The organism is Ensifer canadensis (assembly GCF_017488845.2).
Lineage (GTDB): Bacteria > Pseudomonadota > Alphaproteobacteria > Rhizobiales > Rhizobiaceae > Ensifer > Ensifer canadensis.
The window spans coordinates 83,331-97,649 of record NZ_CP083373.1 but is presented as its reverse complement, the minus strand read 5'-3'; the positions used below and the strand labels follow the sequence as shown (position 1 = coordinate 97,649).

General features: G+C 56.0%; 19 protein-coding genes and 1 pseudogene. 12 read left to right on the top strand and 8 right to left on the bottom strand.

Annotated elements, in window-relative coordinates:
• Positions 1 to 145: 145 nt before the first annotated feature.
• From J3R84_RS30065 to J3R84_RS30060, 3 genes are all read right to left on the bottom strand, one after another.
• Positions 146 to 925, bottom strand: a complete 780-nt coding sequence (locus J3R84_RS30065) for an SDR family oxidoreductase (protein WP_203529834.1) — start codon at positions 923 to 925, stop codon at positions 146 to 148.
• 481 nt (positions 926 to 1,406) lie between these two features.
• Positions 1,407 to 1,703: a PTS sugar transporter subunit IIA gene (locus tag J3R84_RS38880; RefSeq protein WP_203529835.1), complete on the bottom strand. Its 297-nt coding sequence runs from the start codon at positions 1,701 to 1,703 to the stop codon at positions 1,407 to 1,409.
• A complete protein-coding gene (locus J3R84_RS30060; RefSeq protein WP_203529836.1) occupies positions 1,687 to 1,905 on the bottom strand; it encodes a hypothetical protein in 219 nt (72 codons plus the stop codon). The genes J3R84_RS38880 and J3R84_RS30060 overlap by 17 nt, the downstream gene beginning before the upstream one ends.
• A 152-nt stretch (positions 1,906 to 2,057) precedes the next feature.
• On the opposite strand from J3R84_RS30060, the gene otsA reads away from it, so the two are divergent.
• The 6 genes from otsA (at position 2,058) to J3R84_RS30030 (ending at position 8,115) form a co-directional block, all read left to right on the top strand.
• Positions 2,058 to 3,434: an alpha,alpha-trehalose-phosphate synthase (UDP-forming) gene (otsA, locus tag J3R84_RS30055; RefSeq protein ID WP_203529837.1), complete on the top strand. Its 1,377-nt coding sequence runs from the start codon at positions 2,058 to 2,060 to the stop codon at positions 3,432 to 3,434.
• Between the two features lie 87 nt (positions 3,435 to 3,521).
• Positions 3,522 to 4,316 carry a trehalose-phosphatase gene (gene otsB, locus J3R84_RS30050; RefSeq protein ID WP_057223636.1) on the top strand — a complete coding sequence of 265 codons (795 nt, stop codon included), beginning with the start codon at positions 3,522 to 3,524 and terminating at the stop codon, positions 4,314 to 4,316.
• A 193-nt stretch (positions 4,317 to 4,509) separates the two neighbouring features.
• Positions 4,510 to 5,151 (top strand): peroxiredoxin-like family protein, encoded by a 642-nt coding sequence (locus tag J3R84_RS30045; RefSeq protein WP_203529838.1) that lies wholly within the window; start codon positions 4,510 to 4,512, stop codon positions 5,149 to 5,151.
• 414 nt (positions 5,152 to 5,565) lie between these two features.
• Positions 5,566 to 5,937 (top strand): response regulator, encoded by a 372-nt coding sequence (locus J3R84_RS30040; RefSeq protein WP_203529839.1) that lies wholly within the window; start codon positions 5,566 to 5,568, stop codon positions 5,935 to 5,937.
• Between the two features lie 293 nt (positions 5,938 to 6,230).
• Positions 6,231 to 7,286 carry an AI-2E family transporter gene (locus tag J3R84_RS30035; RefSeq protein WP_203529840.1) on the top strand — a complete coding sequence of 352 codons (1,056 nt, stop codon included), beginning with the start codon at positions 6,231 to 6,233 and terminating at the stop codon, positions 7,284 to 7,286.
• A 112-nt stretch (positions 7,287 to 7,398) separates the two neighbouring features.
• Positions 7,399 to 8,115 (top strand): endonuclease/exonuclease/phosphatase family protein, encoded by a 717-nt coding sequence (locus J3R84_RS30030; protein ID WP_203529841.1) that lies wholly within the window; start codon positions 7,399 to 7,401, stop codon positions 8,113 to 8,115.
• 135 nt (positions 8,116 to 8,250) lie between these two features.
• Here J3R84_RS30030 and J3R84_RS30025 read toward each other — a convergent pair whose 3' ends face one another.
• Complete coding sequence (locus J3R84_RS30025; RefSeq protein WP_057205594.1) at positions 8,251 to 8,505, bottom strand: hypothetical protein; 255 nt, start codon at positions 8,503 to 8,505, stop codon at positions 8,251 to 8,253.
• A 235-nt stretch (positions 8,506 to 8,740) separates the two neighbouring features.
• On the opposite strand from J3R84_RS30025, the gene J3R84_RS38875 reads away from it, so the two are divergent.
• A complete protein-coding gene (locus J3R84_RS38875) occupies positions 8,741 to 9,001 on the top strand; it encodes a DUF982 domain-containing protein (protein ID WP_057223627.1) in 261 nt (86 codons plus the stop codon).
• 321 nt (positions 9,002 to 9,322) lie between these two features.
• On the opposite strand, the gene J3R84_RS30020 is transcribed toward J3R84_RS38875, so the two are convergent.
• From J3R84_RS30020 to J3R84_RS30010, 3 genes and pseudogenes are all read right to left on the bottom strand, one after another.
• A complete protein-coding gene (locus J3R84_RS30020; protein WP_057223702.1) occupies positions 9,323 to 9,922 on the bottom strand; it encodes a hypothetical protein in 600 nt (199 codons plus the stop codon).
• A 462-nt stretch (positions 9,923 to 10,384) separates the two neighbouring features.
• Positions 10,385 to 11,095: pseudogene (locus J3R84_RS30015) on the bottom strand (UdgX family uracil-DNA binding protein).
• Between the two features lie 95 nt (positions 11,096 to 11,190).
• Positions 11,191 to 11,484 (bottom strand): BON domain-containing protein, encoded by a 294-nt coding sequence (locus tag J3R84_RS30010; protein ID WP_225968577.1) that lies wholly within the window; start codon positions 11,482 to 11,484, stop codon positions 11,191 to 11,193.
• Between the two features lie 355 nt (positions 11,485 to 11,839).
• Here J3R84_RS30010 and J3R84_RS39135 point away from each other — a divergent pair, with 355 nt between their 5' ends.
• From J3R84_RS39135 to J3R84_RS29985, 5 genes are all read left to right on the top strand, one after another.
• Entirely contained in the window at positions 11,840 to 12,085 is a 246-nt protein-coding gene (locus tag J3R84_RS39135; RefSeq protein WP_373688554.1) for a DUF2934 domain-containing protein, read from the top strand.
• Positions 12,086 to 12,392: 307 nt separating this feature from the next.
• Entirely contained in the window at positions 12,393 to 12,677 is a 285-nt protein-coding gene (locus J3R84_RS30000; RefSeq protein WP_203529844.1) for a hypothetical protein, read from the top strand.
• A 225-nt stretch (positions 12,678 to 12,902) separates the two neighbouring features.
• Entirely contained in the window at positions 12,903 to 13,367 is a 465-nt protein-coding gene (locus tag J3R84_RS29995) for a CBS domain-containing protein (protein ID WP_057223616.1), read from the top strand.
• Entirely contained in the window at positions 13,364 to 13,633 is a 270-nt protein-coding gene (locus J3R84_RS29990) for a DUF982 domain-containing protein (RefSeq protein WP_057223614.1), read from the top strand. The genes J3R84_RS29995 and J3R84_RS29990 overlap by 4 nt, the downstream gene beginning before the upstream one ends.
• Positions 13,634 to 13,744: 111 nt before the next feature.
• Positions 13,745 to 13,939: a hypothetical protein gene (locus J3R84_RS29985; protein ID WP_082571740.1), complete on the top strand. Its 195-nt coding sequence runs from the start codon at positions 13,745 to 13,747 to the stop codon at positions 13,937 to 13,939.
• Between the two features lie 44 nt (positions 13,940 to 13,983).
• Here the strand turns inward: J3R84_RS29985 and J3R84_RS39130 are convergent, their stop codons facing one another.
• Positions 13,984 to 14,262: a hypothetical protein gene (locus tag J3R84_RS39130; protein WP_435526099.1), complete on the bottom strand. Its 279-nt coding sequence runs from the start codon at positions 14,260 to 14,262 to the stop codon at positions 13,984 to 13,986.
• Positions 14,263 to 14,319: the final 57 nt, after the last annotated feature.

Sequence of the window (14,319 nt, the reverse complement as noted above, 5' to 3'; positions counted from 1 at the left end):
GGGCCGATGGCCCTCCCTGTCTTTAAGCAAATGGGATTTACATCATGGCGAGCGCGGATTGTTTGAGGTAGTGAGATACCGCACGGATTCTCTAAGCTGCGCACGGGCCCTGCGCGAATGCGCCGCGGCTTCCAAGCCTTCGTAATCAGCGCAGTAAACCCTGGCCCCCATCTACCCAGATGGGGCTTCCGGTCACGTGCCGCGAACCACGGGAGGCTAAGAACCAGACCACCTCGGCGACATCGTCAGGCCTTCCGGGGTCTCCGCCGGTTATCGGGACATCGCCCTCCGGCCAGTTCACTGGAATTACGGTTTCCTTCTCACCACGCAGGCTGGTGTTGTCTTCTATCTTGGTTGCAATCGCACCAGGGCATACGGCATTTATCCTGATGCCGTGCTTTCCCAATTCCAAGGCGAGTTGCTGCACCATCGCCACCTGAGCAGCCTTGGTTGCAGTATAGGCCGTAGCACCCGGAGTCGTGAAGGTACGAGTGCCGTTGATCGACGAGACGACAACGATCGATCCGCCTCCGCATCCTTTGAGATGCGGCACGGTCAGATGCAGCGTAAGATAGGTGCCGCGCAGATTGACGGCGATGGTCTGATCCCACTCGGAAGGTTGCAGGTCGTCGATCGGGGCCCAAACGCCGTTTATGCCGGCATTGGCAACAACGATATCGAGGCGCCCGGTTTCATCAACCAGTTGCTGAACCGCTCTTCTCATCTGTTTTTCATCTGATATATCGGCCATCAGCACAATCGCCTTGCCGCCATCAGCTACAATCTTGTTGAACGTCTCCCTTAGTTCACTCTCGCTGCGTCCCAGAACACCAACGGTGACGTTCTCGCGGGCAAGCCGCTCCGCGACTGCTTTGCCGATACCCGAGCCGGCGCCGGTAACAAGCGCTACGCAAAAATGCGACATATTGATATCTTTCTGTTGAAGGCGTTGAGCAGGCGTGTTTCAGCGCCCCACGACGTGAATGGCCAATGCGAACAAAAGAGGGCTCGCAACGGCGTAGGTCGCCGAAGATAACCTGCACTGTGTAGAGCATATGGCTTGGCCAGATGTACGTGCATTCGAAGCGGTCATCCAATTTATACTGGCTACAGGCTTCCAACAGCGCCCACGCAGGCCTGTTCCAAGTTTGTCAAAAATTGCTTGGCGAGACCGACGTATATTTTAAAGGAAGAAGCTTCCGCATCGACGAAACCGGGGCCAGGCTCGTCGTGGCAAGCGCGGATACGCGCATGGCGCAACATTCGGGAACAGTTTGGCTTTCTGGCTGTTTTGTTATGAGAACGAAGGAGTGTGACATGAACCAAATCATCTATCTCGTAGGCCTCGTTGTTGTGGTCATCGCTATTTTGTCTTTCTTTGGCCTAAGTTAGGAAGCGATGTTAATTTAACTTATCAGGTCTCTCGCGACGCCGGAGCGCATGGCGGGAGTGCCCCGCTTGTGACCGGCGAGTGCAGCGATGACATCCGCCTCATTCCGCGCGGAGCGGAGACGCTCCAAAAGCTTATTATTGGCGAAGATTCTCGAATGGCGTGCGAGTGAGGGAAGGAAGCCCTGCTGACGGAATGCGGGCCAGATCATCATCACAACGATATCGACTGCTGTGAGTGGGTTATATGGGTCGAAAAGCACAGGCTCGCGAAGCACCACCAGAAGCTTCATGGGCTCATGTAGCGTTGTCATAAATGCATGAGGCAGTGCGAAGCCTGCCAGTGGCAGTAGAGCCGAGCTGCTCACTTTCACGCAGGCGTGCGTAGATGCCTTTGGACGGCATCCCGGCCGCTGCCCCCAAGGCGATAGCACCAGCCTCGAGGACGGTCTCAACGTTGGCTGCCACCAAGCCCACCATGATTTCGTCAAGTGAGAAAAACAAACTCTCCTTCATGGCTATCTCCACGCGTAGGCAGTTGTCCGTTTCCGCCAGTACAATTCGCCAAACAGGCGCTTGTTCCTACCGCATGGCCCAAGTGGGTTGGAACATTCGAACTCGCTTCTTCGTTCCACCGTCACCATGAACAAACGGAAGCCCCCCTGCCAATGAACCGTCTTATCGTCGTTTCCAACCGCGTTACTCTCGCTCAACCATCATCAGCTGGCGGACTCGCTATCGCATTGAGCGCAGCCTTGGCGCAGCGGGGAGGTCTCTGGATGGGTTGGTCAGGTCAGCAAACGGACGACAAGTCCCCCGCACCGTTGGCAATCAGCACCGTGGGAAAAATCACCTACGCATTGACTGATCTTACTCAGAAAGACCTGGAAGAATATTATCAAGGCTTTGCCAATCGAGTGCTTTGGCCGATCTGCCATTATCGACTCGACCTCGCGGAGTATGAGCGCAAAGAGATGAGCGGCTATTTCCGCGTCAACCGATTTTTCGCCGAGCGTCTAGCCTCCCTGGTACAGGAAGGGGATCTTGTATGGGTCCATGATTACCATCTTATTCCTCTCGCAGCGGAGTTGCGAAGGGCCGGGCTTCGCAACCGTCTCGGTTTTTTCCTTCATATTCCCTGGCCGCCTCCCGACGTCTTTTTCGCCATGCCTGTTCACGCAGAAATCCTGAAAAGCCTCTGCTCCTACGATGTGGTCGGTTTTCAGACAAAGTACGACGTGGAGAATTTTTTGGGTTGTTTGCATAGGAGTGGCCTCGCCAGACACGTAGGCGGGATAATCACCACGACGGAAGGCAAATCACTCAGGGTAGGGGCGTATCCCATCGGAATTGACACAGCTCGCTTCAGCACGCTTGCTGCACAATCCGCGACCAGCCGGCCCCTGCGCAAAGCAGCCGAGAGCCTCAGGGGCAGAGATCTTATCGTCGGCGCCGACCGTCTTGACTATTCAAAGGGTATAACGCAGCGGATCGATGCTTTTGAACGTTTCATTCGCTCTGAAAAGCACATGCAAGGAAAAGTCACCTACCTACAAATCACGCCCAAATCACGCTCCGAAGTCCCTGAATATGAAGCGATGCAGCGCGTGGTTGCCGAACAGGCTGGGCGGGTGAATGGTGAGCTAGGTACGCTCGACTGGGTTCCCATCAGGTACATCAATCGTTCCGTGCCGCATAATCTTTTGTCCGGACTTTATCGCTTGTCGAAAGTAGGCCTCGTTACGCCTTTGCGAGACGGCATGAACTTGGTGGCAAAGGAATATGTGGCCGCCCAAAGCGAGGACGATCCAGGAGTCTTGGTACTCTCTGCATTCGCCGGCGCGGCGAGGGAACTCGATGGCGCGATCAAGGTCAATCCCTACGACGTGGAGGGGATAGCCCAGGCTCTCTCGACAGCTTTGACGATGTCGCTTGAAGAGAGGCGGGAAAGATGGAGATCTATGTACGACCATCTGCTGGAACATGACGTCCAGCATTGGTGCGAATGGTTTTTGGACGACCTGGAGGTGCCGCCCTTGCAATAAACACCGACCAAAGAGGCGCGCCTGCTCATGAAGACCGCTACGCACTGGGCATTCGTGGGGGCCTTAGACGGAGAAATCTCGCAGCCGATGACCACCGACGACAGCAAGCCGTTCGCACGCAAGACACCTGCACTGGATGCCGCTCTGCGCGACCTGGTTGAAAACCCGCTTGCTTGGGCGCTCTTTTTGGACATCGACGGGACATTGCTCGATTTGGCACCAACGCCCGATGCAATTCACGTTCCCGCGGAGCTTCCCGAGAACCTGCACCATCTCTCTACCCGAATGGATGGCGCGCTTGCGATTGTGACGGGACGCGCGCTCCTGTATGCGGATGAGATTTTTCAACCTTTTGAGTTCCCCATCGCCGGATTACATGGCGGTGAAATGCGCGGTACTGATGGTCATCTCCTCCTTGTAGAGGCGCCGACAGCTTTCGCCATACTGAAGGGGAACCTACTGGCTGAAGCGCAAAACATGCCGGATGTCCTTGTCGAGGACAAGGGTGCCGCGGTCGCCCTCCATTATAGGCTTGCGCCGAGTTTTGAGCAGGAAGTCGAAGCGTTAATGAGGCGCTATGCTAAGAAAGCAGGGCCAGACTGGACCTTGCAAATGGGAAAAAAGGTGTGCGAACTACGCCCTGCTGGGGCTTCCAAGGCCGATGCTCTTGAGCGCTTCATGGCCAATCCTCCATTTCGTGGCAGGCGGCCACTTGCAATCGGTGACGACCTCACGGATGAAACGATGTTTGCGACAGCTAACGCGATGGGTGGTTACTCGATCCGAATCGGGCGCCGATCAGCTGTTTCATGCGCACGCGGTACGATCCAGTCGCCGCAAGATCTGCGCGATTATTTAGCTTTTGCCATAGAGAATAGCTGACCGCCGCCGGCAGGATGACAAAGCAAACAGAAACTGATCATTTCTTTGATGGCAGAAAGCTTCGGAAGCAAAATCGGCGAACCGCAGAGGCACTTTCCGTGCTATGATCCGATTGCAAAGCCTTGGGCGGGAAGTTTTGAGACCGCGCGAGTGCCGCTGCCTTTTTTGACTGAGCCGCGCGAGGAGGTTGTCTATGCCCATGAGCAGCGTCGACGGCCCGCTGCAGCCGGGTGACCGGGCGCCGAATGTTGTGCTCGATGCGATCTCGGGCGACGGCAAGATCGCGCTCGAAGATTTTCGAGGCCGTAATCCATTATTGATTGGTTTGTTTCGAGGCTTGCACTGTCCGTTCTGCCGGCGCCATGTCGCAGCGATGGCACAACTTAACCCGGCCCTGCGTGAAAAGGGCGTTCAAACTCTAGCGGTCGTAAACACCCCGGTCGAACGCGCCCGACTCTATTTCCGTTACCATCCGATTCCCGAAGTTCTTGCAGCGTCCGACCCGGTGCGGGCTTCGCACCATGCTTTCGGCTTGCGTGAAGTCGGAATGGACACGGTCATGGCGATACGGATCGACCTCCCGGGCGAGTTGCCTGAGCCAATGGACGTGATGGCAATGGACGAGTTTATCAATAAGAGCGAAGGATATGAAATTACCGCAGCCGATCAGCAGATGATGACTTCCGACCAGGGGCAACTTGTCGGTCAGTTCCTGATTGATCGGGAGGGCATCATACGCTGGAGCTTCACTGAAGTTCTGAAGGGTGGCCTCCAAACATTCAGCGCGCCCAATCCCGAGGAATTGATGTCGGCAGCTTCCCAGGTGGCCCATTAGGCTGCGCGTCCTGAACTTGCAGTGAAAGCGCGCCTGCTCTTCTTCGAAGAGGGCAATGAATCTGGGCAGCTTTTTCTTCCGGGCCTTGTCAGCATCCCCGCTATTGCCGCCAAACATTTCCGAGCTACGTGTCCGAATTATTCGTGACCACCGAAGCTATGGTCCGGTTGAGTGTCTGAATTCCCACCCACTCCGCGGGCGGGGATCCCTGAAAAATAGCCGCGCTGAGCATTGTCGCGGATTACTCGCATCAGTGTTCCCAACGCAATTCGCACCCAGTAGCCGGTAGGGGAGGAGCGCCGCAGGCATCAAGATCCGCAAAGTCCGTATGTGAACTTTTTGGCGCGTACTTCGTTAAAAAAGTGGGGTATCGAGTGCTTTGAAACAAACTGGGGGTGAAACTAGGGCCTAAAGATGACGACGGAACTGACCGGATATCGCATCCTTGTAGCCGAGGACGACTATCTTCAGGCAGATGAAATTTCCCGCATCATCAGACGAACCGGCGCGATAGTGGTTGGCCCTTTTCCTTCCGTCAATTCTTGCCTGGAACAAATCGCCACCAGTCAGATTTCGGGGGCCGTAGTTGACATCAACATGGGCAAAGGCCCCTGTTTCGAAATTGCGAGGTGGCTCAAGGAGCGAGCAGTCCCGTTCTTTTTCCTGACAGGTTATGATCACCAGATCATACCATCCGAATTTTCCACGATGTTACGGCTTCAAAAGCCTGTCGCGGAAGACGAGCTTGTATCAACATTGCACTTGATGCTCCAGATTTCAGCGTAGCCCTCAACCGTCAGGCAAGTCTTCCACGGCAAACCGGAACAACCCGGGCAGACACCGAGTTCGATGAGTAGCGTCGATCGCGGATTTGCCCGTCAACTCACGGATAGCATCAGCGAGGGAGTTTGCTGCGTTCAAGTGGCGGCCTAACTTGGTGCGATACAATCTCAACCGAAGGACGAAGGTTGCTACGGTGTCGGGCAACGATCTTCCCTCACACGCGTTTCACCTGATGGCTCGAGAAGTTCGTCGCAAACTGGCCAGTTTTTTGAGGTCCGCACAGTGGAAAGGCGTTGATGACCAAACACCGCTTCTTTTTCTATCTGCTTCTCGCCCTGGTGACGGTGGCTTTCGCTACCATTGTGGCTCCATTCTATTCGGCGATTCTTTGGGCAGTTGTGTTGGCGATCATGTTCCATCCCTTACACAGCCGCGTTGCCCGCACCCTCGGTCCACGCTCAAACGCGGCGGCAGCAATCAGCCTTAGTATCTGTGTCTGCCTGGTCGTCGTTCCCGGACTGGCTGTCATCGTTTCGCTGTTTAGGGAAGGTGGCAAACTCTACACTCGGATACAAAGCGGTGCGATCGATCTCGAACCCATTGCGCGCAAAATCGAGGATGCTCTTCCTGCATCCGTCGGCAGGTGGTTTCAAGGCTTTGAGTTTAAGAGCTTCGACGAGCTGAACGCGTCATTATCCTCGGGCCTGATGGAAGGTGGGAGTTTCTTCGCCGAAAGAGCCTTGAGCTTCGGGCAGGGGACTTTTGGGTTCCTGGTCTCGGCGAGCCTTATGCTCTATCTGTTGTTCTTCTTCTTCCGTGATGGTCGCGATCTGGTCGGAGCCATTCGCCGAGTCGTTCCGCTTAGCGAGGAGAATACGCGCCAGTTTTCTGTCAAGTTCACTTCAGTTGTGCGTGCAACGGTGCGTGGGACCCTCGTCATAGCGCTGGTTCAAGCCATCATCGGGGGATTGGCCTTCCGGCTGCTGGGCCTCGAACCAGCCTTGCTTTGGTCTGTCGTAATGTTCTTTGTCTCGTTAATCCCAATACTGGGCACCTCCCTTATATGGATACCGGCGGCCATCTACCTCGGTTTGATCGGACTCTGGTTGAAAGCCGTTGTGCTCGTCGCAGTCGGCCTCCTGGTAATCGGGCTGGTGGACAATCTGTTGCGTCCCCGGCTTGTCGGCAAGGAGACCAGAATGCCAGATTATGTAGTGCTGCTTTCAACGCTGGGGGGCCTATCCGTGCTTGGCGCCAATGGATTTGTTATCGGTCCTTTGATAGCCGCCCTTTTCATATCAGCATGGGATATCTTCACGGAGGAGGCGCAAGCAAAGACACCGAAGTTGTAGTTCTTGCGTGACGGGCGACCTCACGCAAGCTCTCTTCAGAGACGACCACAGGGACGGCGCCAACCCGGTTGCATCTGTTTCTTCTCAATGACCAACACATCGGATATCACGCATGGAGTTTTCTGTTCTGACATATAACGTTCACAGTTGCATCGGCACGGATCGCCGACTGGACATCAAGCGCGTCGCAGAGGTGATTGCCGCTTGCGATCCTGACGTGATTGCCCTCCAGGAGCTGGATGTGGGCCGCGCGCGTACGCAGACCATCGATCAGGCAGAAGCTATAGCCGAACATCTTCGGATGAAATCGCACTTCCATCCGGCCCTACATTTGGAAGAAGAGCAATATGGAGATGCCATAATGACAGCACACCCCTCGGAGCTGGTGCGTGCAGGGCCCTTGCCGTCGATTGGTGAACCTCGCGGCGCATTGTGGGTGGAGGTCCGTTTTGGCGATTTCCGACTGAACGTTTTAAATACCCATTTCGGCCTCAGACGGAGGGAACGTCTCGCACAGACTATGGAATTGCTGGGACCTGACTGGCTGGGTAATCAGCGTTGTCGCGACAACCCGACGGTCTTTGTTGGCGATCTGAATGCGCTCCCCGGTTCGCGCGAATTGCAACGCCTCAAAAAGGTCCTCGTTGACCAGACCGGGTCGCGTCGTTCGTTGGCAACTTTCCCGTCGCTCTATCCTCTGTTGCGGCTCGATCATGTCATGCACTCGGGCGCACTTGAGCTCCTATCGCTTGAGGTGATCACTGCGCCTCCAGCAAGACGCGCGTCTGACCATCTCCCGATCCTTGCACGCTTCAACTTGAACTCTTGAGATGGGTGGTCGGTTGACCCGTTTGGACCACGACCATCAATTATATAATCGCATTGTCAAAGATATCTCACTGCTGCCGTCGGATCGCGATCTGTGGCGCGATCCGCACTGCTTGCGCACAGTGATTTGGAACGATCACATCGGGTCATTTCCCTTCATTGCGTTCGACATGTGGGTCTTGCATTTGTCAGCGTCATTCGATGCAAGGGCTTGCTTCGCCATCGCCAACTCCTTGTTGGCGTAGTCCTTTTTCATCTCATCGGTGATGGCCTTCACGTCTGTCTCAAGCTTCGTCATGGCCGCCTGGTTACAGGTGATATCGGACTGAGCAAAAGCAGAAGGCGCCACGAGAACGCATAAAAACGCTCCCACTAAAAGTTTCCTGAGCATGATGAACTCCTGATTAAAAAAATGCCTTGAACACCTTGCCAAACTGGGAACCGCCAACAACGTTCCGTAAAGCTAAACACATCGTCGTGATGATCGGGTGCGGAACGTGCAGCCGGATCCTTCGAACTGCCTGAAGCAATCTTTTTTGATCGATGCGGAACAGGACCGCGATTGCGATGTTTTGGCAGGTGACGGACAGTTCTAGCCAACAATCACCAACCGTTTGAGGAGCAGCATGTCACCGCACCCAGGAGCATGGAATGAATCAATCGTGATCAGGTTGCCCGATGCCGACCGTGTAGAGGTTGTCGGCAACGCTCGTCAGGCAAAGGAAATCCTTTTGCAGCGCTGGCCGCCGGCTGCGGCAACAGGCCCTGCGTACACCTCAGCGCTAACCGCATGCGAAGAGGTCCTTTCGGGTCATGCTCCTGCTTATCTCTCGCGAATCGCATTTTTCAAGGCTGCGCGGGAGGCGGATCTGGCCGGTGACAAATAACAGAGTCCACCGAGGCAGCGTGGCCGGGGGCAAATCACGAGATCTGCTGGGTAGGGAGCATCAACTGACACGAGCGCTGCCAGCCGACCCGCAGCCAAATGTTCAGAAATGTTGTCGGGTTTCTCACTGGCCTCGAAGACACTCTGCGGGCTCTGCGGTTCGTGTGCACCAGCAAGGAGAAAGAGCGCCCTGCGGCCATTGGCACCGAAAGGATGTCGACGACAATTTTCACAGATTCGGGTTTTGCCGCCCTCTCGCTCCGTGCCCCCGATCACGGGCGCCTTGAGGAGCCTGAATGGGCTAGATCAACGTGCGCATTCATCAAGGGATGCGGGTGTAGCGCCGGCGTTCTTCTTCGATTTCACTTGCGCTGTAAGGCGCGGCTCGGTCATCAAACCGCTGCCAACCGGCTTCTGCATATGCCTGCCGCCTTCCAACGGGATCGACCGAATTGGCGCGCAGTATTGCCTCAGCGTCCGCTACCAGCCCTTCATCAACGCGCGCTGTGACAACGCTACCACCACGGCGCACACCCTCGGCATAAACGTGAGCGTCGCTTTCGTTTACCCCGGAATTGGTCATCGCTCCGATCATGCCTCCGACAGCTCCTCCGGCCACCGCGCCCGCGGCAGCTCCTGCTGCGGTTGATGCCAACCAACCCGCCGCCACCACAGGGCCAACACCTGGTATTGCCATCAATCCTAGGCCCGTTAGAAGCCCAACCGCTCCGCCTCCTGCGGCACCAAGACTCGCACCGGCACCGGCGCCCTCGGCAGCATTCGTATCGCTATCGGAGTAGCGGTTATCAGCGTTGTTGGCGATGAGACTAATGTCGGATGAAGGCACGCCCACCGCTTCCAACTGCGCAACGGCGTTCCGCGCGTCATCATGATTATCAAAAAGTCCACTTACAGTCCGCATGTGAGGCTCCTTTTTCGTGTCATCAAGGCACCACCACAGATGACAGTCCTTATTTCCGTCTCCATTCATATGCTCCTTTGCCGGAGCCGCATTGAGTTGGCGCGGGGGCCCAGGTGCGTTCAGGTTTGTTCGGACGGTTACTGCCGACGTTTCACTTTTTGCAGAGCGCGGTTTGCCAGGTTGGAAGGACCAGAATGACAACACCATGAATAATGCGCTTTCGCTTGATTGCTCCTCCACAGTCGTCTGCGACCTCCAAAACTCGGGAATTTACGTTTGGTTCCCTCAGGACGTGGCTTTACAGCCGCTGCCATGGCCGGATAGATATTTGGGGGGTCACTCACCTCATCTGGGTTGGGATTCCGCTTCTCGTCCGGCAATTCATCCGGTTCCGGTTCTTCGATCGGCCTGGGAATCCAGGTCGGCGCGGGCATCGGAGGCTGCTCGTCAGGGTTTGGCGGTTTAGGTGTAGACATGATCGCTCCTTCCCGGTCGAATCTCACTCGACGATTCAACCCGTCCCGTCGCCTCTATAGCCAGGCTGGCAGTAACGAGGTCGGCAACGAAATGTTGGCGTTCCTCTTCGGCTCTCCGTCGATCCGGAATGCGCAGGAGAAAGGACGGGTGCACGGTCACAAGCGCCTTGAACGGGCGATCGCTCGCAAACGCATGCCCACGGTCCCGCGTCACCTTAACAGATGGGCCGAGAAGAGCGTGGGCCGCAGTCGCGCCCAACGCGACGACGACCTGGGGAGAGACGAGATCAAGTTCAGCGCCGAGCCACCAAGAGCATCGCTGGATCTCACCGGCATTCGGACGCGAATGAAGCCGACGTTTGCCGCGCTGCTCGAACTTGAAGTGTTTAACAGCGTTGGTCACATAACACTCCGCCCGATCGATGCCAGCCTCAACCAAGCACTCAGCAAACTACTTTCCCGCCGGTCCGATGAATGGGCGTCCAGAAAGATCCTCCTGGTCGCCAGGCTGCTCCCCGATAAACATCAGGCGTGCGAACCGCGGTCCTTCGCCGAAAACGAGCTGGGTCGCGTGCCTGTAAAGATCACAGCGTTGACAGACTTGCGCCTGTGCTTCCAACTTGCTTAGCGTCTTCGCCTCAGCGTGTTCGCCTGCCAGCGCGGGGCCCAATCGCGGTTTGGGATCTGCTTTATCCAATGTCTCTGTCCGTGTGCTGTTTGGGTGAGACGAAGCGTCCGACGGCAGGCGTTGTCGTCTCAATTTCCCTGCGGCTGGTCGGCTCCTGCTTTGCCTCATGTCTCGTTTAAGTGGCCCTGTTTAAGGTCCACTCGCAAATTGTTCCGTACATGGCTGACGCTGCGCACGCCCTCCGCGATTTCTTCCGCTTGACGCCGTGCCGACTTGCTGTTGACGGTACCGGAAAGCACGACTTCGCCTGAGTAAACGCTGACTTCGATTTCCGTTGCATCGAGGGTTCCAGCGAGGGTCAGCCGATCCTTGACAACCTCTTCGATGCTGCAGTCACTTCGCGGGTAGGCTTTGGGCCCCCTTCCCTGAAATGGGCCAAGCGGTGATTCCTGTCTCACCGCCCATGGCTCCGGGACCGAGGGTGACAATCCCCGACCGCAGGGGCGTCATTCGCGCTGGAAAATCCGGTTCCGTCAAACGTTCTTGCGCGATTGTAGGACAGGTATTGTTGCTCTCGGGGATTTCTCTTAGAGAACCCCTTTCCTCGGGAATGGTCCCATAAATCGAGTTCTCGTAGTCCGCTCCTCGGGGGCGTGCGGAGTAGTCATCAGCCGTGCTCCGATGTTTTGGCATGTCATTTCTCCTTGCGACCACCGTTGGAAAAACCGCCGAGCCGATTATGTGTTCCCACAATCGGCGTCATCAAACCGGAACAAATGGTCGACTGGCCGGTTAGCAAGCTCCGTAGTTGACATGAAATACGGAGATCAGGCCATGAACGACAGGGACGAAATAATACGGCGCCGAGCCTATGCGATATGGGAGAATGAAGGACGCCCCGAGGGACAGGAGAGACGTCATTGGGAACAGGCAGCCCGAGAGATAGGCCCCGACGAGGTGCCTATGCCGAGAGAGACGAACCGGAATCAAACCTTGCCATCCGACCCCACCCAAGATGAAGCGCGCGATACAGGTGATGATCGCAAACCATCTTTGTAAAGGCGAAGAAGAGGCATCGCGAAAATAGCCAGCAATGCCGGCTCCGCCCGATGGCGGTCGTGAGCCGCCATATTGCCATGAGATATCTCAGTATTGCGAAACAACGCCAACCTGTCTCGGACCATGTGGGTGAACCTCAAACTCGATATGGACGGAACACGCTCGGACACGGGCCGTTGTGAAGTCGAGCATGAGCGTCCATGAGCTCCACATGCGAGATCAGTTTCCTGACGGTCTCTATCGCACCTGGGAACCAAGCAGGCCAGGTGAGTTCGAGTGCAGAGTGGAGCAACGAATGGAGCCAGAGATGAACAAGCTGGAATTTCAACTGGCAGCGCACAGAGAGCTGCTGATTGGACTACTGGGCATTCTTCGCCAAGCTCGCCCCGAGGAATGGCAAAGCCTTCTAGGACAGGTGGAGGACGATTTGGTCGTGAAGGATCATGAGGAAGATCCAGGCGTCGTGCCGAGTGAGGCTTTCGCAGCCCAAAATACCCTCAGTGAGGAGCTCCAAGCGATATTACACGCAGTCGAGGCACGTTTTGGTGAGGACCGTGACCAGCAAAAATCGGAACAATTACCAGCGGATTGAGTTGAGTTTTGACAATCAACTGAAAGGGACCCGTTATGCGCCTCCGCTTCAAACGTCTTCCGCCGCGCCCACCGAAGCCCGAATATTTCGGGCCGCCCACACATGGCAAGAACAAGATCCACGATGCGCAAGTCGAGCCACCGGACCGCGTCGATCTTCCTTTGCCAAAATCACCCGCTGACGAAATCGCGGTGCCGGCATCGATCAATGGCAGGAGCTTGATCGATGGCAAGCTCTGAGCAGATTACAAATGTGGGTTCACTTATGACACCGACGCCCTTTACGATCTCACCCAATGATAGTGCCCAGTCCGCCGCCCGTTTGATGGCGGCAACGGGTGTCGGAATACTTCCGGTGGAAGTCCCCGGTGTCGGCGCCATCATTGGCGTTCTTACCGATCGAGATATCGTTGTGTCGGTGCTTGCCGAAGGCACGCCCCCTACTCGTGCGGTGCGCGAATTTATGGTCGTCTCGCCAGAAACCTGCACTCCTGAGGATAGCATATTGAATGCGGCGCAAAAGATGGCAGAACGCAAGATCCGCCGTCTTGTCGTTGTGAATGATCGCCATGAGGCGGTCGGGGTTCTTTCGCTATCAGACATCGCACGTGTTCATCCGGAAGTTGCGGGCATGATCCTGAGCAGATCGACCGAGCCCGCCCAGTTCGCAGTCATGGAGGTCGAAGCATGAGAGAAGAATTGGGTGTCGATCGACTTTGGGATGAAGAGATCTTCCTGGCGGATGGTGATCGGATATTTCGCGTACAGAGCACTCGCGATGCATATCTCATCTTGCGGAACCACTGGCATCACGACGACGGGCCGGCCCGACAGGCGGCTTTGGCAATATGCCATATGGGAGAACACAGCTCGCGTTCGCCCGATGACGCCCGTCGTGCGTTTATTGAGGCCGCGCGCGAAGCTCGCATTGCCGTCAACAGTTGGTCTGGGTCGTAGTAGCAGACAGTGCTCGCTGGGCCAGGTCGTTGGCCTCACCTCAGGTGGGCCGAGTGGCGGGATGTGGAGACGCAAGTCGACTTGTTATGAACTCAAACAAAGGAAAAGAAAATGAAAACGCCACGTGATGGTAAACCTGGCACCACCGATCAGTCGCCGCGGTGGGAAGGGCCAAGACAGACCCGCCCCCGCGGCTACCTTCCGGCAGTTGATGATCCGGACAGTGATCGTGATGCTGTTGGTGAAAATCTCAGCGATCCCGATCGGACCAAGCTTTCGGACGCTATGAAAACAAAAAAGGTCTGAGCTTCACTCTCAGCTGCTTAGTGCACGATCCTGCCCGCCGTACGTCAGGACATAAGACTTTGTCGTGATCGATCGCGCCGGGCTGGTAAAGCTATCTTCCCATGAGAAGCCCGTAGTTCGGCGGTCTCAAGCATTAATCTGAAGAGCCACCGACGAAGGTCCATGCCGATGCGATAGGATTTAAGTTCGGAGACGGCTCGACGTAACGTACGCTCGACCAGAAGCTTTGACCGTTGCGGATCCATCTCGAGTGTACTGGCGAACTGCCTCAGCGACGGAAGCAATCCAATCACGTCGAACTCCTTTTTGGTGCCTTCGGTCATGACCATCCTCGATCATTGCTCACACACAACGTACGAGTAATCGTGTTCGTTCCAGCG